The sequence below is a fragment of the Pseudomonas sp. S1(2024) genome (assembly GCF_046557535.1).
On sequence record NZ_JBKGFP010000040.1, the window covers coordinates 1 to 22,905 of the forward strand.

21 protein-coding genes are annotated in these 22,905 nt (G+C 63.2%); 12 read left to right on the forward strand and 9 right to left on the reverse strand.

The window, feature by feature from the left end:
• The first annotated feature begins 149 nt into the window (after window positions 1–149).
• From ACLCGK_RS11125 to ACLCGK_RS11135, 3 genes are all read left to right on the forward strand, one after another.
• Entirely contained in the window at window positions 150–1,439 is a 1,290-nt protein-coding gene (locus tag ACLCGK_RS11125; protein ID WP_247727188.1) for a M18 family aminopeptidase, read from the forward strand.
• 196 nt (window positions 1,440–1,635) lie between these two features.
• Window positions 1,636–1,803: a hypothetical protein gene (locus tag ACLCGK_RS11130; RefSeq protein ID WP_003260099.1), complete on the forward strand. Its 168-nt coding sequence runs from the start codon at window positions 1,636–1,638 to the stop codon at window positions 1,801–1,803.
• A gap of 44 nt (window positions 1,804–1,847) precedes the next feature.
• A complete protein-coding gene (locus ACLCGK_RS11135; RefSeq protein WP_367245488.1) occupies window positions 1,848–4,001 on the forward strand; it encodes a mechanosensitive ion channel family protein in 2,154 nt (717 codons plus the stop codon).
• A 98-nt stretch (window positions 4,002–4,099) separates the two neighbouring features.
• On the opposite strand, the gene phnR is transcribed toward ACLCGK_RS11135, so the two are convergent.
• On the reverse strand, window positions 4,100–4,813 hold the full coding sequence (gene phnR / locus ACLCGK_RS11140; protein WP_013971418.1) for a phosphonate utilization transcriptional regulator PhnR: 714 nt from the start codon (window positions 4,811–4,813) through the stop codon (window positions 4,100–4,102).
• 315 nt (window positions 4,814–5,128) lie between these two features.
• Here phnR and ACLCGK_RS11145 point away from each other — a divergent pair, with 315 nt between their 5' ends.
• The 6 genes from ACLCGK_RS11145 (at window position 5,129) to ACLCGK_RS11170 (ending at window position 10,447) form a co-directional block, all read left to right on the forward strand.
• The gene (locus ACLCGK_RS11145; protein ID WP_024086428.1) at window positions 5,129–6,193 is read left to right on the forward strand and encodes an ABC transporter substrate-binding protein; all 1,065 of its coding nucleotides are present in this window, start codon (window positions 5,129–5,131) and stop codon (window positions 6,191–6,193) included.
• 156 nt (window positions 6,194–6,349) lie between these two features.
• Window positions 6,350–7,156: an alkaline phosphatase family protein gene (locus ACLCGK_RS11150; protein ID WP_013971416.1), complete on the forward strand. Its 807-nt coding sequence runs from the start codon at window positions 6,350–6,352 to the stop codon at window positions 7,154–7,156.
• Window positions 7,153–8,004 (forward strand): ABC transporter permease, encoded by an 852-nt coding sequence (locus ACLCGK_RS11155; RefSeq protein WP_039614575.1) that lies wholly within the window; start codon window positions 7,153–7,155, stop codon window positions 8,002–8,004. The genes ACLCGK_RS11150 and ACLCGK_RS11155 overlap by 4 nt, the downstream gene beginning before the upstream one ends.
• Window positions 7,994–8,788, forward strand: a complete 795-nt coding sequence (locus tag ACLCGK_RS11160; RefSeq protein ID WP_013971414.1) for an ABC transporter permease — start codon at window positions 7,994–7,996, stop codon at window positions 8,786–8,788. Before ACLCGK_RS11155 ends, ACLCGK_RS11160 begins: the two co-directional genes overlap by 11 nt.
• A 1-nt stretch (window position 8,789) precedes the next feature.
• Entirely contained in the window at window positions 8,790–9,779 is a 990-nt protein-coding gene (locus ACLCGK_RS11165; RefSeq protein WP_410952001.1) for an ABC transporter ATP-binding protein, read from the forward strand.
• A gap of 14 nt (window positions 9,780–9,793) precedes the next feature.
• Window positions 9,794–10,447, forward strand: a complete 654-nt coding sequence (locus ACLCGK_RS11170) for an HAD family hydrolase (protein WP_015269274.1) — start codon at window positions 9,794–9,796, stop codon at window positions 10,445–10,447.
• Between the two features lie 113 nt (window positions 10,448–10,560).
• On the opposite strand, the gene ACLCGK_RS11175 is transcribed toward ACLCGK_RS11170, so the two are convergent.
• Window positions 10,561–11,523: an NAD(P)H-quinone oxidoreductase gene (locus ACLCGK_RS11175; protein WP_397461929.1), complete on the reverse strand. Its 963-nt coding sequence runs from the start codon at window positions 11,521–11,523 to the stop codon at window positions 10,561–10,563.
• Window positions 11,524–11,667: 144 nt separating this feature from the next.
• Here ACLCGK_RS11175 and ACLCGK_RS11180 point away from each other — a divergent pair, with 144 nt between their 5' ends.
• A complete protein-coding gene (locus ACLCGK_RS11180) occupies window positions 11,668–13,749 on the forward strand; it encodes a carboxy terminal-processing peptidase (RefSeq protein WP_013971410.1) in 2,082 nt (693 codons plus the stop codon).
• Window positions 13,750–13,865: 116 nt separating this feature from the next.
• Window positions 13,866–14,834 (forward strand): EAL domain-containing protein, encoded by a 969-nt coding sequence (locus tag ACLCGK_RS11185; protein ID WP_410952002.1) that lies wholly within the window; start codon window positions 13,866–13,868, stop codon window positions 14,832–14,834.
• Window positions 14,835–14,895: 61 nt separating this feature from the next.
• Here ACLCGK_RS11185 and ACLCGK_RS11190 read toward each other — a convergent pair whose 3' ends face one another.
• From ACLCGK_RS11190 to ACLCGK_RS11205, 4 genes are all read right to left on the reverse strand, one after another.
• On the reverse strand, window positions 14,896–15,264 hold the full coding sequence (locus tag ACLCGK_RS11190; protein ID WP_013971408.1) for a hypothetical protein: 369 nt from the start codon (window positions 15,262–15,264) through the stop codon (window positions 14,896–14,898).
• On the reverse strand, window positions 15,261–15,599 hold the full coding sequence (locus ACLCGK_RS11195) for a multiprotein-bridging factor 1 family protein (RefSeq protein WP_015269271.1): 339 nt from the start codon (window positions 15,597–15,599) through the stop codon (window positions 15,261–15,263). The genes ACLCGK_RS11190 and ACLCGK_RS11195 overlap by 4 nt, the downstream gene beginning before the upstream one ends.
• A 111-nt stretch (window positions 15,600–15,710) precedes the next feature.
• Window positions 15,711–16,151, reverse strand: a complete 441-nt coding sequence (locus ACLCGK_RS11200; RefSeq protein WP_015269270.1) for a YkvA family protein — start codon at window positions 16,149–16,151, stop codon at window positions 15,711–15,713.
• A 292-nt stretch (window positions 16,152–16,443) separates the two neighbouring features.
• Window positions 16,444–17,208: an FKBP-type peptidyl-prolyl cis-trans isomerase gene (locus tag ACLCGK_RS11205; protein ID WP_410952003.1), complete on the reverse strand. Its 765-nt coding sequence runs from the start codon at window positions 17,206–17,208 to the stop codon at window positions 16,444–16,446.
• Window positions 17,209–17,498: 290 nt separating this feature from the next.
• Between ACLCGK_RS11205 and ACLCGK_RS11210 the strand changes: the two genes are divergently transcribed.
• Window positions 17,499–18,779 (forward strand): delta-60 repeat domain-containing protein, encoded by a 1,281-nt coding sequence (locus ACLCGK_RS11210; protein WP_410952004.1) that lies wholly within the window; start codon window positions 17,499–17,501, stop codon window positions 18,777–18,779.
• A 70-nt stretch (window positions 18,780–18,849) separates the two neighbouring features.
• On the opposite strand, the gene pcaQ is transcribed toward ACLCGK_RS11210, so the two are convergent.
• From pcaQ to nirB, 3 genes are all read right to left on the reverse strand, one after another.
• Complete coding sequence (pcaQ, locus tag ACLCGK_RS11215; RefSeq protein WP_410952005.1) at window positions 18,850–19,782, reverse strand: pca operon transcription factor PcaQ; 933 nt, start codon at window positions 19,780–19,782, stop codon at window positions 18,850–18,852.
• 167 nt (window positions 19,783–19,949) lie between these two features.
• Window positions 19,950–20,312: a nitrite reductase small subunit NirD gene (gene nirD, locus ACLCGK_RS11220; protein WP_196174337.1), complete on the reverse strand. Its 363-nt coding sequence runs from the start codon at window positions 20,310–20,312 to the stop codon at window positions 19,950–19,952.
• Window positions 20,312–22,864: a nitrite reductase large subunit NirB gene (gene nirB, locus ACLCGK_RS11225; protein ID WP_410952006.1), complete on the reverse strand. Its 2,553-nt coding sequence runs from the start codon at window positions 22,862–22,864 to the stop codon at window positions 20,312–20,314. The genes nirD and nirB overlap by 1 nt, the downstream gene beginning before the upstream one ends.
• Window positions 22,865–22,905: the final 41 nt, after the last annotated feature.

Below are 22,905 nucleotides of genomic sequence, written 5' to 3' on the forward strand. Positions count from 1 at the left end.
CTTTTTGGTGGTTTTCCCCTCCCCAAAGGGGAGAACCTTGCATGGGAACTTTGTGCAGTACCTGTGGGAGCGGGCGACCCCGCGAAGAGGCGGACACAATTTGTCGACCTAATACGCTAAACTCGCGCCACTGCTGTCTGGAGTGAGCTATGCGCGACGCACTGAATTCTGGCCTTATCGACTTCCTCAAGGCCTCCCCCACGCCCTTCCATGCCACCGCCAGCCTGGCCCAGCGCCTGGAAGCTGCCGGCTACCAGCGCCTGGACGAGCGCGACAGCTGGGCCACGGTACCTGGCGGCCGCTACTACGTCACCCGTAACGACTCGTCGATCATCGCCATCAAGCTGGGCAAGCAGGCACCGTTGCTGAACGGCATCCGCATGGTCGGTGCCCACACCGACAGCCCGTGCCTGCGGGTCAAGCCGCAGCCCGAGCTGCAGCGCCAGGGCTTCCTGCAGCTGGGCGTCGAAGTGTATGGCGGCGCCCTGCTGGCGCCATGGTTCGACCGCGACCTGTCGCTGGCCGGCCGGGTCACCTACCGCCGTGACGGCAAGGTCGAAAGCCAGCTGATCGACTTCAAGCTGCCGATCGCGGTCATCCCCAACCTGGCAATCCATCTCAATCGCACCGCCAACGAAGGCTGGGCGATCAACCCGCAGAACGAGCTGCCGCCGATCCTGGCCCAGGTGGCGGGTGACGAGCGCATCGACTTCCGCGCCCTGCTCACCGAGCAACTGGCCCGCGAGCACGAGCTGATTGCCGACGTGGTGCTGGATTACGAGCTGAGCTTCTACGACACCCAAAACGCCGCGCTGGTCGGCCTGAACGGCGACTTCATCGCCGGCGCGCGCCTGGACAACCTGTTGTCGTGCTATGCCGGCCTGCAGGCACTGCTGGCCGCCGACAGCGACGAAACCTGCGTACTGGTGTGCAACGACCATGAAGAAGTCGGTAGCTGCTCGGCCTGTGGCGCCGACGGGCCGATGCTGGAGCAGACCCTGCAGCGCCTGCTGCCGGATGGCGACGCCTACGTGCGCACCATCCAGCGCTCGCTGATGGTGTCGGCCGACAACGCCCACGGCGTGCACCCCAACTACGCCGACAAGCACGACGGCAACCACGGGCCCAAACTCAACGCCGGGCCGGTAATCAAGGTGAACAACAACCAGCGCTACGCTACCAACAGCGAAACCGCCGGGTTCTTCCGTCACCTGTGCATGGCCGAGGAAGTGCCGGTGCAGAGCTTCGTGGTACGCAGCGACATGGGCTGTGGTTCGACCATCGGGCCGATTGCCGCCAGCCACCTGGGCGTGCGTACGGTGGATATCGGCTTGCCGACCTTTGCCATGCATTCGATTCGCGAACTGTGCGGCAGCCATGACCTGGCGCACCTGGTGAAGGTGCTGAGCGCCTTCTACCGTTGCCGCGAGTTGCCTTGATGCTTTGATGTAGCCAGGCCCGGCCTCTTCGCGGGCTCGCCCGCTCCCACAGGATCATCACAGCATTCAAGGACTGTGCAGTACCTGTGGGAGCGGGCATGCCCGCGAAGAGGCCGGGCCTGCTCAAGGTCAATCCCGCTTCGTCTACCACCCGCTATGCTTGTTACATGGCCCCACTGCAAAAGGATTGCTGTCTATGTCCCCGTTCCTGTCCCTGTTCGTGCCGGTGTTTCTGTTCCTGTTGCTGCTGACCATCGGTTTCAGCCTGCGCGAGCGCAATATCGGCGTTGTGATGATGTGGGTCGGCACACTGGGTATCTTCGGCCTCACCTGCTGGAAAATCCTGGAGCAACTGCCGTCGTGAACCTCTACACTCGGTCAATCGTTTGACCTGAGGTAGTTTTGCCAGTGCCTGCTCTCCTGCGTTGCCTGTTCCTGCTGCTGTTCCTGTTTGTCACCCCGTTACAGGCTGCGGGCCTGCCAGGCCTGCTGGGTGGCAGCGCGCCCGCGCAGCCAGAAGCCAGCGAACCGCTGGGCAAGTCGCTGGACGAGGTGATCAAGAACCTGGAAAACGACCAGCAGCGGGCCAAACTCCTGGCCGACCTGAAAAAGCTGCGCGACGCCACCAGGCAATCGCAACCCACCGTTGAACAGGGCGTGCTCGGCCTGATCGGCGGCGCCCTGCATGACTTCGAAAAGCAGTTCAGCGGCGATGCCAGCCCGTTCCATCGCTGGGCCGCGGAAATCGAACAGGCCCAGGCCGAACTGACCGAGTTGATGGTGCCGGTGCACCAGTGGCCGGCCATTCTGTTCGGCTTTGCCGCCGTCATCGCCGTCTGGAGCGTGCTGGCCTACGCCTTCAACTGGGTCGGGCATCGGGTACGCCTGCGTTTTGGCCTGAGCGAGGAACTGCCGCAGCACCCGCGCACCTGGGACCTGGTGCGCTTTGCCCTGCGCAAGCTGGGCCCATGGCTGGTGGCGCTGGTGTTCACCGTGTACCTGAGCTTCGTGCTGCCGCCGTCGCTGGGCAAGTCGCTGGCCATGGTGCTGGCCTACGCACTGGTGGTCGGCACCTGTTTCTCGGCCATCTGCGTGATTGCCTTCTCGCTGCTCGACGGCCCCCACCGCCACCGCGCCCTGTACATCCTGCGCCACCAGGCCTTCCGCCCGCTGTGGCTGATCGGCAGTTTCGCCGCGTTTGGCGAAGCGATGAGCGACCCGCGCCTGATGGTCGCCCTCGGCACCCACCTGGCCCACGCCCTGGCCACCCTGGCCAACGTGATCGCGGCGCTGTGTACCGGGCTGTTCATCCTGCGCTTCCGTCGCCCGATCGCCCACCTGATCCGCAACCAGCCGCTGTCACGGCGCCTGACCCGGCGCACCCTCAGTGACACCATCGAGATCCTCGGCAGCTTCTGGTTCGTGCCAGCACTGATCCTGGTGGCGATTTCGCTGTTCGCTACCTTTATCTCGGCCGGCGACACCAGCACCGCCCTGCGCCAGTCGCTGATGTGCACGGTGCTGGTGGTGGTGTGCATGGTGCTCAACGGCCTGGTGCGCCGCCACGCCGCCAACCCCAAGCGCGCCAGCAAGCGCCAGGCGGTGTACGCCGAACGCCTGCGCAACTTCGGCTACCTGCTGGTGCACCTGTTCATCTGGCTGGTGTTCATCGAACTGGGGCTGCGTGTGTGGGGCCTGTCGATGATCAGCTTCGCCGAAGGCGACGGTCACGACATAAGCGTGCGTCTGCTGGGCCTGGCCGGCACGCTGATCGTCGCCTGGCTGGTGTGGATCCTTGCCGACACCGCCGTGCACCACGCCCTGGTGCGCTCGCGCCGGGGCCTGGCCAACGCCCGCGCGCAAACCATGATGCCGTTGATCCGCAATGTGATGTTCGTGGTCATCTTCATCATCGCGGTGATTGTCGCCCTGGCCAACATGGGCATGAACGTCACCCCGCTGCTGGCTGGTGCCGGTGTGATCGGCCTGGCCATCGGCTTTGGTGCCCAGTCGCTGGTGGCCGACCTGATCACCGGGTTGTTCATCATCATCGAGGACTCGCTGGCCATCGACGACTACGTGGATGTGGGCGGCCACCTGGGCACGGTGGAGGGGCTGACCATCCGTACCGTGCGCCTGCGTGACATCGACGGCATCGTTCATACCATCCCGTTCAGCGAGATCAAGAGCATCAAGAACTACTCGCGCGAGTTCGGCTACGCGATCTTCCGCGTGGCGATCCCGCACAGCATGAACATCGACCAGGCCATCACGCTGATTCGCGAAGTGGGGCAGAAGCTGCGCAACGACCCGCTGATGCGCCGCAATATCTGGTCGCCGCTGGAGCTGCAGGGGGTGGAGAGCTTCGAGTCGGGGTCGGCGATCTTGCGAGCGCGGTTCAAGACTGCGCCGATCAAGCAGTGGGAAGTGTCGCGGGCGTTCAACCTGGCGTTGAAGCGGCAGCTGGATGAGGCGGGGCTGGACCTGGCGACGCCGCGATTGTCGGTGCAGGTGGTGACGGCCGGGGGTGGCGGGATGGCGCAAACCGGTTCCGCCAGTTAGGGCCTGTTCGCGGGCTTGCCCGCTCCCACAGGATGACGCCAGGTCAGATGCTGTGGCGTCCCTGTGGGAGCGGGCGAGCCCGCGAAGAAGCCAACACCTCAACCCGCCTGAGCGCGGATGCGGATGGCATCATGCCGCCAATACTCCAGGTCGCAGTCGATCAGGTGCCCATGCTGATCACTGTTGACCCGGGTGATATGCAACCCGGGGCTTCCCGCCGACACCTTCAAGGCACCGGCTGCCTCCACCGGCAACGCCGTCGGCAAGATCTCGAAGCACACCTGCCCATACTGGATACCGTACACCCGCCCATAAATCTCGGTCAGCGACTGGGCCAGGTCCTGTTCGAGAATCTCCGGGAAGTACCGGGGGTTGAGGTAGTGCTCGGCATACAGCACCGCCCGCCCATCGATCCGCCGCAACCGGCAGATACGTACCACGCTGGACAACGCCGGCAGTTGCAAGCGCGCACAGATGGCCGCCGACGCCGGCTGCAGCCGAGCTGACAAGAGTTCGGTACTGGGCACCCGCCCCTGGTCGCGGACCATGGCATGGAAGTGACTGCGCTCGATCAGGTCGTAGGTCAGCCGCTCGGGCGCGACGAACCAGCCGCGACGCTCTTCGCGGTAGATCAGCCCTTGGGCTTCCAGCTGCACCAGCGCCTCACGCAGGGTAATGCGCGTGGTATCGAACACCTCGCTGAGCTTGCGCTCGGCCGGCAGCTTGCCGCCCGGCGCCAGCAGGCCGTGCTCTATCTGTTCCTGCAGGGCGTGACAGATGGCTGTTACCGCACGCGGTGGCATCGGCTGCATCAAAGGTTACCTATCTGGACTAGTCCAGCCCCAGAACAGGGCACTTGGAGAATAGTGCAAGCCTAGGCAGGGCTGATGAACATCCTGTGACAAGGCTTTGGCCAAACACTGCCAGAAACGCGCCAAGCCAGCAGAACCGGGGCGGTTCCGTGGTCTACGCTGTAGCTTCAGGGCCTTCACCGGCCCTTCCCTACATCAAACTGTCACGCAAGCAGCCTACCTTGGCTCAAGGTTTGCTGACCTAGACCAACGGTCACCAGACAACGGCTTCACTCATAACAACCATCGCTAAAGGCACCCACCAAGGAGCTTCGGATGAAAAAGTTGTTCATGGCGTCACTGCTCGGTTCGGCCATCGCCCTGTGTACCACGGCCATGGCCGCCGATACCGACCTCAAGGCCCTGGAAGACGCCGCCCGCAAGGAAGGCAACGTCAACAGCGTGGGCATGCCCGATGCCTGGGCCAACTGGAAAGGCACCTGGGAAGACCTGGCCAGCAAGTACGGCCTGAAGCACAGCGACACCGACATGAGCTCGGCCCAGGAAATCGCCAAGTTCGAAGCCGAGAAGGACAACGCCAGCGCCGACATCGGCGACGTGGGTGCCGCCTTCGGCCCGATCGCCGTGAGCAAGGGCGTGAGCCAACCGTACAAGCCGAGCACCTGGGACCAGGTGCCGACCTGGGCCAAGGACAAGGACGGCCACTGGGCGCTGGCCTATACCGGCACCATCGCCTTCATCATCAACAAGGACCTGGTCAAGGAAGGCGAGCGGCCAACGACCTGGCACGACCTGGAAAAAGGCAAGTACAAGGTTGCCATCGGTGACGTCGGCACCGCAGCCCAGGCCGCCAACGGCGTGCTGGCAGCGGCTATCGCCTACAAGGGTGACGAGACCAACCTGGCACCGGGCCTGCAACTGTTCACCAAGCTGGCCCAGCAGAAGCGCCTGTCGCTGGCCAACCCGACCATCCAGACCCTGGAGAAGGGCGAGGTGGAAGTGGGCGTGGTGTGGGACTTCAACGGCCTGAGCTACCGTGAACAGATCGACCCCAAGCGTTTCGAAGTGCTGATCCCGTCGGATGGCTCGGTGATCTCCGGCTATACCACCATCATCAACAAGTACGCCAAGCACCCGAATGCGGCCAAGCTGACACGTGAATACATCTTCAGCGATGCCGGGCAGATCAACCTGGCCAAAGGGCATGCGCGGCCGATCCGTGCCGAGCACCTGAAGCTGCCGGACGATGTGCAGGCCAAGTTGCTGCCCAACGAACAGTACAAGGCTGCGCAGCCGATCAAGAATGCCGAGGCCTGGGAAGCGAGCTCGAAGAAACTGCCGCAGATGTGGCAGGAGCAGGTGATCATCGAGATGGAGTAAGGGGCTAGCTTTTGTAGTGCCTGATCCGGCCCTTTCGCGGGCATGCCCGCTCCCACAGGTACAGCACAAGCCTGAAAGGCAGTGATCAACCTGTGGGAGCGGGCAAGCCCGCGAAGAAGCCCACGCGGTTTCCTACCGGCGATGACTGGAGCCACCATGCAACACAACGTCATCCTGGTCCTGCTCGACGGCCTCAACTACCAGGTCGCGCATCACGCCATGGGCCACCTGCACGCCTACGTCGAGGCCGATCGTGCCGCGCTGTACCGCGTGGAATGCGAACTGCCGTCGCTGTCGCGGCCGCTGTACGAGTGCATCCTCACCGGTGTACCGCCGATCGACAGCGGCATCGTGCACAACAACGTCAACCGTCTGTCCAACCAGCGCAGCGTGTTCCACTACGCCCGCGAGGCCAACCTGGGCACTGCGGCTGCGGCATATCACTGGATGAGCGAGCTGTACAACCGCTCGCCCTTCGACCCGCAGCGCGACCGCCATACCCACGCACCGAAGCTGCCGATCCAGCACGGGCTGTTCTACTGGGACGACCGTTACCCCGATTCGCACCTGCTGGCCGATGGCGAATACCTGCGCCGCCGCCACGCCCCCAATTTCCTGCTGGTGCACCCGATGAGCATCGACGATGTCGGCCACCACCACGGTCTGGACAGCAGCCAGTACCGCAACGCCGCACGCAGCGCCGACATCCTGCTGGCAGACTACCTGCCAGGCTGGCTCGAAGAGGGCTACCAGGTACTGGTCACCGCCGACCACGGCATGAACAACGACCGCTCGCACAATGGCCTGCTGACCGAGGAGCGCGAAGTGCCGCTGTTCGTCTTCGGCGATGCCTTCAGCCTGGATCCTGCGGCCAAACCGCTGCAGACCGAGTTGTGCGGGACCATCTGCGAGCTGCTCGGCGCGCCGCATGACAAGACCGTCTGCCGGGAGCTGCTGAAGTGACCACCCCCAAGAGCAGCAACACCCGTGGCCGCTACCTGGCCCTGCTCTGCCTGCTACCGTTCGCCGTGTTCTTCGTCATCTTTCAGATCGCCCCGCTGGCCTGGGTGGCGATCAACAGCCTGCAATCGGAAGCGGGTTGGGGCGTGGACAACTTCAGCAAGGTATTCGCCTCGAAGTTCTACCTGCAGGCCCTGCAACGCAGCCTGGAAATCAGCTTCTGGTCAAGCCTGTTCGGCATCGTCATCGCCACCCTGGGCGCCTACTCGCTACGCCAGGTGGACTCGAAGCTGCGCGACTTCGTCAGCGCCTTCGCCAACATGACCAGCAACTTTGCCGGGGTGCCGCTGGCCTTCGCCTTCATCATCCTGCTCGGTTTCAACGGCGCGCTGACCCTGCTGCTGAAGCAGGTCGGCCTGCTGGAGGACTTCAGCATCTATTCCAAGAGCGGGCTGATCCTGGTGTACACCTACTTCCAGATCCCGCTTGGCGTGTTGCTGCTGTACCCCGCGTTCGACGCACTGCGCGAAGACTGGCGCGAGTCGGCCGCACTGCTGGGTGCCAGCCACTGGCAATTCTGGCGACACATCGGCCTGCCGGTGCTGACCCCGGCACTGCTGGGCACTTTCGTCATCCTGTTGGCCAACGCCCTCGGTGCCTACGCCACCGTGTACGCGCTGACAACCGGCAACTTCAACGTACTGCCGATCCGCATCGCCGGCCTGGTGGCAGGTGACATCAGCCTCGATCCCAACCTGGCCAGCGCCCTGGCGATGGTACTGGTGGGGCTGATGACGCTGGTCACGGTGGTGCACCAATGGCTGCTGAAAAGGAGCTACCATGCGCGCTGACGCCCGTTCCGGCGGCTGGTACCACCGCGCCGTGGTCTACCTGCTGTTCCTCATCCTGCTGCTGCCGCTGGCCGGCACCCTGCTCTACTCGCTGGCCACCAGCTGGTCGGCCAGCCTGCTGCCCAGCGGCCTGACCTTCAAGTGGTACATCGCGCTGTGGAGTGAGCCGCGCTTCCTGGCCGCCTTCGGCCAGTCGCTGCTGGTGTGCGTGGGCGCGCTGCTGCTGTCGGTGGTGCTTATCCTGCCGCTGCTGTTCGTGGTGCACTACCACTTCCCGAGGCTCGATGCGCTGATGAACATCCTCATCCTGCTGCCGTTCGCGGTGCCGCCGGTGGTGTCGTCGGTGGGGCTGCTGCAGCTGTATGGCAGCGGGCCCATGGCCATGGTCGGTACACCGTGGATCCTGATCGGCTGCTACTTCACCATCGCCTTGCCGTTCATGTACCGGGCCATTACCAACAACCTGCAGGCGATCAACCTGCGCGACCTGATGGACGCCGCCCAGCTGCTGGGCGCCAGCACCTGGCAGGCGGCGCTGCTGGTGGTGCTGCCGAACCTGCGCAAGGGCCTGATGGTGGCACTGCTGCTGTCGTTCTCGTTCCTGTTCGGCGAGTTCGTGTTCGCCAACCTGCTGGTCGGCACCCGCTACGAGACCCTGCAGGTGTACCTGAACAACATGCGCAACAGCAGCGGCCACTTCAACAGCGCGCTGGTGATCTCGTACTTCGCCTTCGTGCTGGTACTGACCTGGGTCGCCAACCGCCTGAACAAGGACAAGACCTGACATGAGCTTCGTCAGCGTACAGAAACTGCAAAAAAGCTACGCCGGCAGCCCGGTGTTCGAGAACATCGACTGCAATATCGAACGCGGTGAGTTCGTCACCCTGCTTGGCCCGTCCGGTTGCGGCAAGTCCACGCTGCTGCGCTGCATCGCCGGGCTGACCCCGGTGGACAGCGGGCAGATCCTGCTCGACGGCCATGACATCGTACCGCTGAGCCCGCAAAAGCGTGGCATCGGCATGGTGTTTCAAAGCTATGCGCTGTTCCCCAACATGACCGTGGAGCAGAACGTCGCCTTCGGCCTGCGCATGCTGAAGGTCAAGGCCGACGAAAGCCAGGCCCGGGTGCGCGAGGCGCTGGAACTGGTGGAACTGGGCAACTTCGCCGGGCGCTACCCGCACCAGTTGTCCGGCGGTCAGTGCCAGCGCGTTGCCCTGGCCCGCTCGCTGGTCACCCGCCCGCGCCTGCTGCTGCTCGACGAGCCGTTGTCGGCGCTGGATGCGCGCATCCGCAAGCACCTGCGCGAGCAGATCCGCGCCATCCAGCGCGAGCTGGGGCTGACCACCATCTTCGTCACCCACGACCAGGAAGAGGCGCTGACCATGTCCGACCGCATCTTCCTGATGAACCAGGGGCGCATCGTCCAGAGCGGCGATGCCGAAACCCTGTACACCGCGCCGGTGGACCTGTTTGCCGCCGGCTTCATCGGCAACTACAACCTGCTCGACGCCGACAGCGCCAGCCGCCTGCTGCAGCGCCCGGTGGCCAGCCGCCTGGCGATACGCCCCGAGTCGATTACCTTGGGCATCAACGGTGAACTGGACGCCGAAGTGCGCAGCCACAGCCTGCTGGGCAACGTGATCCGCTACCGGGTGCGGGTGCGCGAGGTGGAACTGGTGGTCGACGTGCTCAACCGCTCACCGTCCGACCTGCACGCGGACGGGCAACGGGTAAGCTTGTCGATCGACCCCACGGCGCTACGGGAAGTGGCCTAAGGAGAATCAACACCATGGCACTGGCAATTTTCGATCTGGACGAAACCCTGATCCACGGCGACTGCGCCTCACTGTGGAGCGAGCAGATGGCCCGGCTGGGCTGGGTCGACGGCAAAGCCTTCCTGCGCCGCGACCATGAGTTGATGGAAGCCTATGGCAAGGGCCACCTGCGGATGGAGGACTACATGGCCTTCAGCCTGGAGCCGATTGCCGGGCGCACCCTGGAAGAGGTCGAGCACCTGGTAGCACCGTGGGTCGAAGAGGTGATCGAGCCAATCATCTACGGCGACGCCTGCCGCTGCATTGCCGAGCACCGCAAGCGCGGGGATCGCATCCTGATCATTTCGGCGTCGGGTACGCACCTGGTCGGGCCGATTGCGGCGCGGCTGGGGGTGGACGAATACCTGGCGATCGAACTGGAGGCGGTGAACGGGGTTTATACCGGCAAGACCCACGGGGTGCTGACCTATCGCGAAGGGAAGATCACGCGGTTGCTGGAATGGCTGGACCAGGAGCAGGAGAACCTGGAAGGGGCGACTTTCTATTCCGACTCGCGCAACGATTTGCCGCTGTTGCTGAAGGTGGATCATCCGCATGTGGTGAACCCGGATGCGGTGTTGCGGGAGCATGCCGAGATCAATGGCTGGCCGATTCTGAGCTGGACTTGAAGATTTGTGTGGGCCTCTTCGCGGGCTCGCCCGCTCCCACAGGAATCACCACAAACTCGAATATTGTGGGGTCCTTGTAGGAGCGGGCGTGCCCGCGAAAGGGCCAGGCCTGCTTACACCAGGCTAGGGTCTATCACCATCACCAGCTTGCCCGACACCTGGTTGGTCTCAAGCTCGGCATACGCCGCCTGGGCAAACTCCACCGGGTAGGTGTCCACCAATTGCGGCGACAGGCGCCCTTCGGCAAACAGCGGCCACACCTGCTGCTGCAACTCGCGCAGCAGTTCGGCCTTGAAGCCGTCATCGCGGTTGCGCAGTGTGGAACCGGTAATCTCCAGGCGCTTGCCCAGTACCTGTGCCAGGTCCAGCTCGAACTTGCGCCCGCCCATCAGGCCGATGATCACCCAGCGCCCGTCACGCGCCAGCAACTTGAGGTTGAGCTCGCCGTAGCTGGCGCCCACCGGGTCGAGAATCACGTCGAACGGGCCGAAACCTTCCAGCGCTTCCAGGTTTTCGTTACGTACCACACCACCGGCGGCGCCCAGCGCCTCGCAGTAGGCCAGGCGGTCCTGGGAACCGACGCTGACCCACACCGGGCTGCCGAACGCCTTGCACAGCTGGATGGCGGCCGAGCCAACGCCACTGGCGCCAGCGTGCACCAGCACCTTCTCGCCAGCTTTCACGCCACCCAGCTGGAAGATGTTCAGCCAGGCAGTGGCATATACCTCCGGCAACGCAGCCGCTTCGTGCAGGCTCAGGCCTTCGGGCACCGGCAGCACGTGGCGGGCATCCACCACCACTTCCTCGGCCATGGCGCCGCTGGCCAGCAGCGCGCACACCCGGTCACCCACCCGCCAGTCGGCACCGGCCCCCACTTCCTCGATCACCCCGGAGCACTCCAGGCCCATGTACGGGCTGGCGCCTGGCGGTGGTGGGTACAAACCTTTCATCTGCAGCAGATCGGCGCGGTTCAGCCCCGCAGCAGCCACGCGAATGCGCACTTGACCCGCGTCGCAGGCCGGGCGCTCGGCCTCGACCCAAGCCACATGTCCGTCAACGCCTTGCAATGCCTTCACAGTGCCTCCATAGTTGAATCATATGACCGAGCCTGGGAACGCCAAGTCCCCAGGCTTTTTGCAGTATGCATCCGGTTTTTTGCAACCGGTGAACAGAAAAGACGGCCTACTATGCGTGATCAATTGTCTCCACGTCGAATCAGCATGAAGCATTTCCTCCCAAGCACCGCCCTGGCGCTGATGATCGGCCTGGGCAGCCTCACGCTCGGCGGCAATGCGGCGGCCGCCAACAAATGGGACAGCCTGCAGCCGGACCGCGACGAGATCGTCGCCAGCCTCAACGTGGTGGAATTGCTCAAGCGCCACCACTACAGCAAGCCGCCGCTGGACGACGCCCGTTCGGTCATCATCTATGACAGCTACATCAAGCTGCTGGACCCGGCGCGCAGCTACTTCACCGCTGCCGACATCGCCGAATTCGACAAATGGAAAACGCAATTCGACGATTTCCTCAAGAGCGGCAACCTGGACCCGGGCTTCACCATCTACAAACGCTATCTGGACCGCGTCAAGCAACGTCTGGACTTTGCCTTGGCCGAGCTGAACAAGGGCGTGGACAAGATCGACTTCAACGCCAAGGAAACCTTGCTGATCGACCGCAAGGACGCCCCGTGGATGAAGGACCAGGCCGAGCTCGACGATTTGTGGCGCAAGCGCGTCAAGGACGAAGTGCTGCGCCAGAAGATCGCCGGCAAGGAACCCAAGCAGATCCAGGAAACCCTGACCAAGCGCTACAAGAACCAACTGTCGCGCCTGGACCAGACCCGTGCCGAGGACATCTTCCAGGCCTACATCAATACCTTCGCCCAATCCTACGACCCGCACACCAACTACCTGTCGCCGGACAATGCGGAAAACTTCGATATCAACATGAGCCTGTCGCTGGAAGGCATCGGCGCAGTGCTGCAAAGCGACAATGACCAGGTCAAGATCGTGCGCCTGGTGCCGGCAGGCCCGGCGGCCAAGACCAAGCAGGTGGCACCGGCCGACAAGATCATCGGTGTGGCCCAGGGCAACAAGGAGATGGTCGACGTGGTCGGCTGGCGCCTGGATGAAGTGGTCAAGCTGATCCGCGGCCCGAAAGGCTCGGTGGTGCGCCTGGAGATCATCCCCGCCAGTAACGCGCCTAGCGACCAGACCAGCAAGATCGTGTCGATCACCCGCGAGGCGGTGAAGCTCGAGGAGCAGGCAGCGAAGAAGTCGGTGCTCAAGCTCAAGCAGGACGGGCGTGACTACAAGCTGGGCATCATCGAGATCCCGGCCTTCTACCTGGACTTCAAGGCCTATCGCGCCGGTGACCCGGAGTACAAGAGCACCACGCGTGACGTGAAGAAGCTGCTGACCGAGTTGCAGAAAGAAAAAGTCGACGGCGTGGTCATCGACCTGCGCAACAACGGCGGCGGCTCGCTGCAGGAAGCTACCGAGCTGACCAGCCTGTTCATCGAGAAAGGCCCAACCGTGCTGGTGCGCAACAGCGACGGCCGTGTCGACGTGCTGGAAGACGAAAACCCCGGTGCCTTCTACAAGGGCCCATTGGCACTGCTGGTCAACCGCCTGTCGGCCTCGGCTTCGGAGATCTTCGCCGGTGCCATGCAGGACTACCACCGTGCGCTGATCATCGGCGGCCAGACCTTCGGCAAAGGCACCGTGCAGACCATCCAGCCACTCAACCATGGCGAGCTGAAGCTTACCCTGGCCAAGTTCTACCGGGTTTCCGGGCAGAGCACCCAGCATCAGGGCGTGCTGCCGGACATCGACTACCCGTCGATCATCGATACCAAGGAGATCGGCGAGAGCGCCCTGCCCGAGGCCATGCCGTGGGACACCATTCGCCCGGTGGTCAAGCCGGCGGCCGACCCGTTCAAGCCGTTCCTGGCCCAACTCAAGGCGCAGCATGAAGCGCGCAGCGACAAGGATGCAGAGTTCACCTACATCCGCGACCGCCTGGCCCTGACCCAGAAGCTGATGAACGAAAAGACCGTCAGCCTCAACGAGCAGGACCGTCGTGCACGCCACGATGCAATCGAGGCCAAGCAGCTGGCACTGGAGAACATCCGCCGCAAGGCCAAGGGTGAAGAGCCGCTGAAGGAGCTGAAGAAAGAGGACGAGGATGCGCTGCCGACCGAGGATGAAAACACCAAGCCGGAAGACGATGCCTACCTGTCGGAAACCGGCCGCATCCTTATCGACTACCTGAGTGCAAGCACCAAGGTGGCCAAGAAGTAAGACTGTGGCAATGATGGCAAATTAGCTTTACTTGTCATCAAACAGTCATCGCGCTGTCGTGAAATAGAGGGGCCGGGCGTGGAATCGCCCGGCCCTTTCATTTTCAGGAATACGCCATGACCGTCGCCGAACAGCTCAGTGCCTTGAGTGCCATCCTGGCTCAACGCAGCATCCACAGTCTGTTCCAGCCGATCATGTGCCTGAGCGAGCAACGGGTTTTCGGCCATGAGGCGTTGAGCCGCGGGCCGTCCAACAGCCCGCTGCACGCACCGCTGAACCTGTTTACCATCGCCCGCCAGGCCGGCCGCCTGACCGAACTGGAGGCTGCCTGCCGGGAAAGCGCCTGCCGGCGTTTCAGCGAACAGCAGTTGCAGGGCAAACTGTTTCTCAACATCTCGCCAGAATCGCTGCTCGAGCCGCACTACCCGTCCGGGCAGACCCTGAAACTGCTCGGACAGGTCGGCCTACCGCCTAGCCGGGTGGTAATCGAGCTGACCGAACACACCCCGACCGACGACTTCCAGCTGCTGTCCAACGCCCTGCACCACTACCGGGACATGGGCTTCTCGATTGCCATCGACGATCTGGGAGCGGGTTATTCGAGCCTGCGCCTGTGGTCGGAGCTGCGCCCTGAATATGTGAAAATCGATCGCCACTTCATCGACGGCATCCACCGCGACCCGCTCAAGCGTGAATTTGTCGGTTCGATATTGCAGATTGCCCGAGCGTCGAACGCGCAGGTAATTGCCGAAGGCATCGAGATGGCGGAGGAGCTGGCGGTGCTGGTGGAAATGGGGGTGGACTTGGTGCAGGGCTATCTGCTGGGGCGGCCGCAGGAGCTGGGGGTGCGCGAAAGCCGGCCACTACCGGCGCTGATGAACGTTCCGCAGGCCGAACAGCCGACGGTGCGGCTCAATGCGACGATTGGGCAGTTGCTGGAGTTGTTTGGCCGACACCGGCACCTGGAGGTATTGGAGGTGGTGGATGCCGATGGCAGGGCTTGTGGATTGATTCACAGGGATGCACTGCCTGTTCCGGCCCTGTCACCGGCAAGCCGGCTCCCACAGGCTCACCACACATCTTGAACCTTGTGCAGTACCTTGTAGGAGCGGGTTTACCCGCGAAGAGGCCGGGACAGGCAACGAATCAGGCCGTTTCGGGATAGCTGTACTCGAACACCCTGACCACCTCGGAGGCATGCCATGAGGCCGCTTCCATGCCGTCGACCGGCCCGGAAAATCGGCCCAACCGTTCAACGCACTCAAAAAACCCGGTACGCGGCAAACGGCTGGCACCCTGACTGATCACCAGCGAGCTGCGCAATGGCTGCTCGGCGCGGGCATCCAGCACCGCCAGATACTCCAGCGCGGCCGTCAGCGTCTGCATGGCCGGGCTGGGCAACTGCAAGCGCTCGATCAGCGCTCGATAGGTCAGCAAGTGACGTTGACGACGGGCCAGGTCAAGCTCGCCCAGCAGGTTATCCCAGTGCTGACGGCTGATCCTGACCTGGCTCATGATGGTTCGCTCCAGCCAGCCACCCCCAGATGCCAGGCCAGAGCACGGCGGATAGCAGCATCCGGCTGGCGTTCACCTGATTCGATCATGGCCAGGTATGCCGGGCTTACCCCGACATTGCGCGCCAACTGCTCAGGGGCAATGCCCTTTGCCTGGCGAATCTGTGCCACTTCGCTGAAGGCCGGCAATGGCGCACTGGCTACATCGCCCTGCGCTTCACTGGCAACTACCTCGGCTGGTGCCTGCCCTGCGGCCTTGAGCAGTGCCTGGTACTGTTCCCAGGGAACGACGGCGTACTCGGGTTGACCGTCCCGGCTGATGACCTGAATACCCATTACAAACCCCTTTAAAAAGGATTACAGCATGTAATCCGTAGGCATAACCCTTATGCCAATTATATTACCAACTCTGGGGTCTGTGCAGTTGCGCTGCGGTTGCGGCCAGTTTCACTGCGTGTTGCGTTCCAACCGCAGCGCTTCGGGGGTAGCCGGCAGGCGTTCGACCACGCGCAGCCGTTCGGGCGCCTGGCTGTCGCGCCAGGCCTTGAAGCGCGCCAGTTCGTCAGCCACGGTCTTCAGTACCCAGCCCAGCACCGCGATGTCATCGAGGAAACCCACGCCCAGCAGCCAGTCGGGGATGGCGTCGATGGGGCTGACGAAATACAGCAGCCCGGCGACGATGGTGACCAGCGCCTTGGGGCTGATGGCACGGTACTCGCCGCGCCACCAGGCCAGGCACAGCGACTGCAGCAACTTCACGTCTTCACGCAGCTGGCCGATGCGCGGGCCTTTGCGAGCTACCGCGAACAGCAAGGCGGGCAACCGGCCGCGGCTGAGCAGGCGCTCGGCCAACGGCAGGAAACGGGCAAAATTCCAGGGTGCGCTCATGGAGCCTCCAGAGGAAAAGGTTATCCACATTTATTGTGGATAACCTTGTGAACAGGGCGACGTTTCTGACCCCAGGTGCCTGCCAGGCAAGGGCCTCGGTCAGATCGGGCGTTTTTTACACAGTCGTTTCACACCGTGGGTGCGTACGCCGCAAACGATTTGCGTCAGAAGCATCCTGCTGCTTCACGCTGCATTTCCTCGGACAGTATCAGCAGTTGCAGGTTCGTCCAACTACCCGGCACAAACGAAAACGCCCCGTCAGGACGGGGCGTTGTGCGTGAGCCAGCCAGTGTTACTTGGCAGGCGCTTCGGCCGGGGCTTCAGCAGGAGCGTCCGCTTCCGGCTCGGCGCCCTGCAACTGGGCCGGATCCTTGATGGCGATCAGTTCCAGGTCGAACACCAGAACCGAGTTGGCCGGAATCAGCGGGCTTGGGCTTTGTGCGCCGTAAGCCAGTTCAGCCGGGATGAACAGCTTGTACTTCTCGCCGACATGCATCAGTTGCAGACCTTCGACCCAACCCGGGATCACGCCGCTGACGGGCAGGTCGATCGGGCTGCCGCGCTCGACGGAGCTGTCGAACACCTTGCCATCGATCAGCTTGCCTTCGTAGTGGACGGTGACCACATCAGTCGCCTTGGGCTGCGGGCCATCGGCCTTCTTGACCACTTCGTACTGCAGGCCCGAGGCAGTGGTGACCACGCCTGCCTTCTTGGCGTTTTCCTCGAGGAATTTCTTGCCGGCGGAGGCGGCTTCTTCGCTGGCCTTGGCCAGGCGCTCTTCGGCACGCTTCTGCAGCGCAGTGAAGGCTTCTACCAGCTCTTCGTCCTTGATGCGCTGTTCCTTCTTGCCAACGGCGTCTTCGATGCCGAGGGCTACTGCTTTCGAATCAAGGTCTTCCATGCCTTCCTGAGCCAGGCTCTTGCCCATGTTCAGGCCGATACCGTAGGAGGCTTTCTGTGCCGGAGTCTTCAGCTCGGGGCTGCTGGTCTGTTGATCACAGCCAGCCAGTACCAGGCCTACCAGGGCAACCGCAGCCGCCAAACGATGCTGTTTCATGCTATTTCCTTGTTCATGCGCCAAAAGGGCAATCAGGGTAAAGCCGCGAGCTTAGCAGGCGGCCATGACCAATGGCTACCGGCATAGGAGCGAGTTTTGGTAAGGAAGTTCAGTAAGTGAAGACATCTTCATTCTCCCGATTGCAGCCACTGGCCAGTATGGTACTTGACACTGTCTTCTTCCTTGGCAACTGGCATTTCTGCCAGTAGCACCAACCGATGCGCAGGCGCCTAATCGCAGGGCAAGTTGAAAATATTGATGCGAAAGCCCAAGCATAGGAGCTAACAGCCATGCCAACCAAGTACCAGGTCAAACATTTCAAAACCCGCCTACAACCACGCCGCCCCAGCGCGGCAAAACTGCAAGTGGCCCCGGTGGATGAAAATTTTGGTGACCAGGGTTACTGCTATGTGGTGGATCAGGACTCCGCGCGCCACTCGCTGTGTGCCGACATCGTTCAAAGCCCGATCAAAGCGGGCGTATTTTATTCTGTGGCATCATTTTATCGAACTGCAGACAACCAAGATGACACATTCATCGTGCGCCTTGATGCGAACGGCAAGGTCGAAAAACGCCTCGTGAAGATCGAGGATCATCTGAGTGAAGGAACATTCTGGCCTAAGCAGCTGATTGCAGACGCAAACGGCAAAATATTGTGCCATGGTACCGCAACTGTGAACGGTAGCACCGCCAGTCGTATCTGGCGGTTCAATGATGATGGTTCCTTGGACACCGGCTTTGCAGGCAAAGGTTACATCGAAGCTGATGACCTCAATCTGTCGGGCCTCATTCAGATCTGGGCAAGCGCCGACGGGTACTTTGTTACTGGCCAGAGTGGGACACACAAGTTGCTTGCACTGGCGTCGAATGGAAGTATCAACGAGGACTTTGGACAACGTGGAACCGTCGATCTGGCGTCCATATTTTCGCAGCCCGTCATCGGCAGCTTGGGACTGTGCATGGCTGTCTTGGGCCGAAACTGCATCGTAACAGCGATCCTGAACGATGCTGACGATAACTTTTACTCCCAAGTGGTCAAAATAGCCCACGATGGAAAACTTGATACCCAATTTGCGGACCGCGGTCGCTATACGGCAGAACACGGCACCCTGTACCACAACTTGTCCGTCGATGCGTCATCGCAGGTGATCACTGTCTACGGCTCCCATACGTTTGACGACTTTAAAACAGAGTTTCCTGAGGTGCAGAGGCTAGACGCAGACGGCAAGCCTCACGAGAAGTTCAACGAGGGTAACCCCCTTCGATTCACCGCACCCGGTGGCTGGGATCACATGCATGAGTTCGAGGGCCGCCTGATGGGATGGGGCGGTTTCTACACGCATAATCGCGCTGTTTGCTACACACTTGAAGGCCAACTGGATACAAGCTTCGTTCCACCTGACGGATATGGCATGCTCGATATACCAGTCGGTGCTGGTGGATTCGAACCCGATTATGACGCCTCTGTTGCCTTTGTAGCCAACTCTGGACGCATGCTGGTTTGCGGGCAGAATTTTTACAACGATGACAAAAGCGTAGATGCCGTGATAGCCGCAATCGCCTACTCCTGATGGCGGCCAGCGGCAGCCTGAGCGACGACAACCTCAACAGGGCACTCAGTGCCCTGTTGAGGGAGCGGGCTCAAGGGTAGGCCCCCTCGCGGTACTGCCCTGCCACCTCACGCAGCACCTCGCACACCCACTGCCCCGGCAGGCTCTGCGGCAAGGCAGCATTGCGACAGATGCCGACCGAGCCGCCCGGCTCGCGCACACCCAGGTCGAGCTCGACCAACTCGCCCCGGCGCAGGTCGAGCAGCACCGCATCGCGCGGCGCCACCCACACTGCATCGCTGCCCAGCAGGTAGCGCCGGCTTAGCGCCAGCGACAGGGTTTCCAGGCGCTGGGCGGGCATCTGGATGCCACATTGCACGAACAGGCTGTCGGCATGCTGGCGGATGGTGGTGCCGGCTGGCGGCAGCACCAGCGGGTAATGTCCAACCTCCCCGCGCTCTACTGGCTTGCTGGTCAGCAGCGGGTGGCCGGGCCGCACCACCAGGCTCATCGACTCGCTGTACAGGTGCTCGAACGACAGGCCCTGGATCTGCGGGCTGTCGGTCATGCGCCCGACCACCAGTTCCAGTTCGCCGAGGCGCAACTGGCCGAGCAGCTGCGCGCTGACCCCGGTGACCACACTGATCACCAGCGCCTCATGCCGCTGGTGCAGGCGGCACAGCACTTCGGGCATGAGCAGGCCTTCGACCGTGGACAGCACACCGATGCGCACCTGCGACGGCGCCCGCGCCTCGCCACGCAGGCTGCTGACGCCATCGCGCAGGGCTTGCACGCTGGGCCCGGCATAGCGCATGAAACGCGTACCGGCCGGGGTCAGCTCGACGCCCTGGCGGCTGCGCGCGAACAGGCGCGTTTCCAGCAGGTCTTCGAGTTCCTTGAGGGTCTTGGAGATGGCTGGCTGGCTGATTGCCAGGATGTCGGCAGCCCTGGCCAGGCTGCCCTGCCGGGCAATCTCCAGGAAGCACAGCAGGTGGCGGTACTTGATGCGGGTGTCGAGGTTCATGGGCTCAAGCTTACCGCATTGCTGGGTCTGGTTATGTATATTGCCTGTCCCGGCCTCTTCGCGGGCACGCCCGCTCCCACAGGGATCTCCACAGCTCTCCAGACCTGCGCAGTACCTGTGGGAGCGGGCGTGCCCGCGAAGAGGCCGGTGCAGGCGGCAGATGACTATCAGGCCACAGCCAACTCCACCGCCTCCCCGTTCAACCGCACCGGCCACACCCGCAGGCGCTGCCCGCTATCCTCCAGGCACTCCCCGCTCTCCAGGCTGAAGTGCTGCTTGTACAACGGCGCCGCCACCACCAGCTCGCCCTGCACACTGCCCACCAGGCCGCGACCGATGATGTTGGCGCCGGACCTCGGGTCGCGGTTGTCCACCGCGTACAGCGGCTGCGCCTGCCCCGGCAGGTAGAACAGCGCCACCTGGGCCCCGTCGAGCCAAACCACCACCCCGGAATCAGCCACCAGGTCATCCGCCTGGCACACCGCCTGCCAGTTCTCGTGGGTTTTCACAGCAGCATTGGACAAGTTCATCAGACAGCCTCCTCGACGGTTGGGATCAGGTGCAGTGGCGCAGCAGGCCGGCGCTGTTCGCGTTCGCGCACGAAGTGCACGTCCGGGTCGGCGCGGCGGTCGTTGACGAAAGTACGGAAGCGCTTGAGCTTCTCGGGGTCGTTGAGGGCGTTGGCCCATTCGCATTCATACTGGTCGACCACATGCTGCATCTGCGCCTCCAGCTCGCTGGCCAGGCCCAGGCTGTCGTCGAGGATCACCTGCTTCAGGTAGTCCAGCCCACCTTCCAGGCTCTCGCGCCACACCGAGGTGCGCTGCAGTTTGTCGGCGGTGCGGATGTAGAACATCAGCACGCGGTCGATCAGGCGCACCAGGGTTTCGTCGTCGAGGTCGGTAGCGAACAGTTCGGCGTGCCGCGGGCGCATGCCGCCGTTGCCGCACACGTACAGGTTCCAGCCCTTTTCGGTGGCGATCACGCCGATGTCCTTGCTCTGTGCCTCGGCGCATTCGCGGGTGCAGCCGGACACCGCGAACTTGAGCTTGTGCGGGCTGCGCAGGCCTTTGTAGCGGTCTTCCAGGCGCAGGGCCATGCCGACGCTATCCTGCACGCCATAACGGCACCAGTTGCTGCCGACGCACGACTTTACCGTGCGGGTCGACTTGCCGTAGGCGTGGCCGGTTTCGAAGCCGGCCTCGATCAGCTCGCCCCAGATCAGCGGCAGCTCGTGCAACTGGGCGCCGAACAGGTCGATGCGCTGGCCGCCGGTGATCTTGGTGTACAGGTCGTACTTTTTCGCCACCTGGCCGATCACGATGAGCTTGTCGGGGGTGATTTCACCACCGGGGATGCGCGGCACCACCGAGTAGGTGCCGTTCTTCTGCATGTTGGCCATGAAGGTGTCGTTGGTGTCCTGCAGCGGCACCAGCGCCGGGTCCATGATCGGCTGGTTCCAGCACGAGGCGAGAATACTGCCCACCGCCGGCTTGCAGATGTCGCAGCCAACGTGGCCCTTGCCGTGGCGTTCGAGCAGTTCGTTGAAGGTGCGGATACCCTCTACCCGAACCAGCCCGTACAGCTCCTGACGGGTGTAGGCGAAGTGCTCGCACAGGCTCCTGTCCACCGCCACGCCACGGGCGGTCAGCTCGTGCTCGAACACCTGCTTGAGCAGTGCCGCGCAACCACCACAACCGGTGGCGGCCTTGGTGCAGCCCTTGACTGCGGCAAGGTCGCCGCAGCCGCTGTCTATGGCGGCGCAGACCGCGCCCTTGCTGACGTTGTGGCACGAGCAGATGGTCGCGCTATCGGGCAGCGCATCGGCGCCCAGGGCCGGTGCGCCGCCGCCTTGCGGCAGGATCAGTGCCGCGGGGTCGGCTGGCAGGGCGATGCCGTTCTGGGCGTATTGCAGAAGGGTGTCGTAGTAGCTGTTGTCGCCCACCAGCACCGCACCGAGCACGTGCTTGCCGCTGGCATCCACCACCAGCCGGCGGTAGGCGCTGTTGGCTTCGTCGATGAAGCGGTAGCTGCGTGCGCCCGGGGTGGCGCCATGGGCATCGCCGATGGAGCCGACATCCACGCCCAGCAACTTGAGCTTGGTCGACATGTCGGCACCGGTGAATTCGCCAGCGGCCTCACCCATCAGCAAAGCCGCCAGGTTGCGCGCCATGCTATAGCCAGGGGCGACCAGGCCGAACACGCTGCCGTTCCACGAGGCGCACTCGCCGATGGCGAAGATGCGTGGGTCGCTGCTGCGGCAATGGTTGTCGATCACCACGCCGCCACGCGCGGCGATGTCCAGGCCACAGGCACGGCCCAGGGCATCCTGCGGGCGGATACCTGCGGAGAACACGATCAGGTCGGTTTCCAGGTGCTCGCCGCCATCGAAGTTCATGCGGTAGCGGTAGTCTTCACCCGCACTGATCGACTGGGTGGCCCGCGACAGATGCACGCCAACACCCAGCGCTTCGATCTGTGCCTTGAGCGCGGCACCGCCCTCGCCGTCCAGCTGCACCGGCATCAGCCGTGGGGCGAACTCCACCACGTGGGCTTCCAGGCCCAGCGACTTGAGGGCGTTGGCTGCTTCCAGGCCAAGCAGGCCACCGCCCACTACCACGCCACGTCGGGCACTGGCTGCGGCAGCGCGGATGGCGTCGAGGTCGTCGAGGGTGCGGTAGACCAGGCGGGCATTGCCGCTGGAACCCTCGATCGGTGGCACGAAGGGATAGGAACCCGTGGCCAGCACCAACTGGTCGTAGCCGTAACGGCCCTCGGCGGTAACCACTTCGGCGTGCTCACGGTCGATTTCCAGCACCGCTTCACCGAGGTGCAGGTGCACACCGTTGGCGCCGTAGAAGTCCTGCCCGCACAGGGCCAGGGTTTCGGCACAGCTGCCGCCGAAGTACTCGGACAGGTGCACGCGGTCGTAGGCACGCTGGCGCTCTTCGCCGAACACATGCACTTCGAAGCGCTGCAAGGCGCCGCGGCTGACCAGTTGTTCGACGCAATGGTGGCCGACCATGCCGTTGCCGACGATGACCAGTCGCTCTCGTTGCCCGCTGCTCGCTGTTGCCTTCATAAGCCGATCCTCGATCAAAAAAAAAGCGCCTGGAGCCGAAG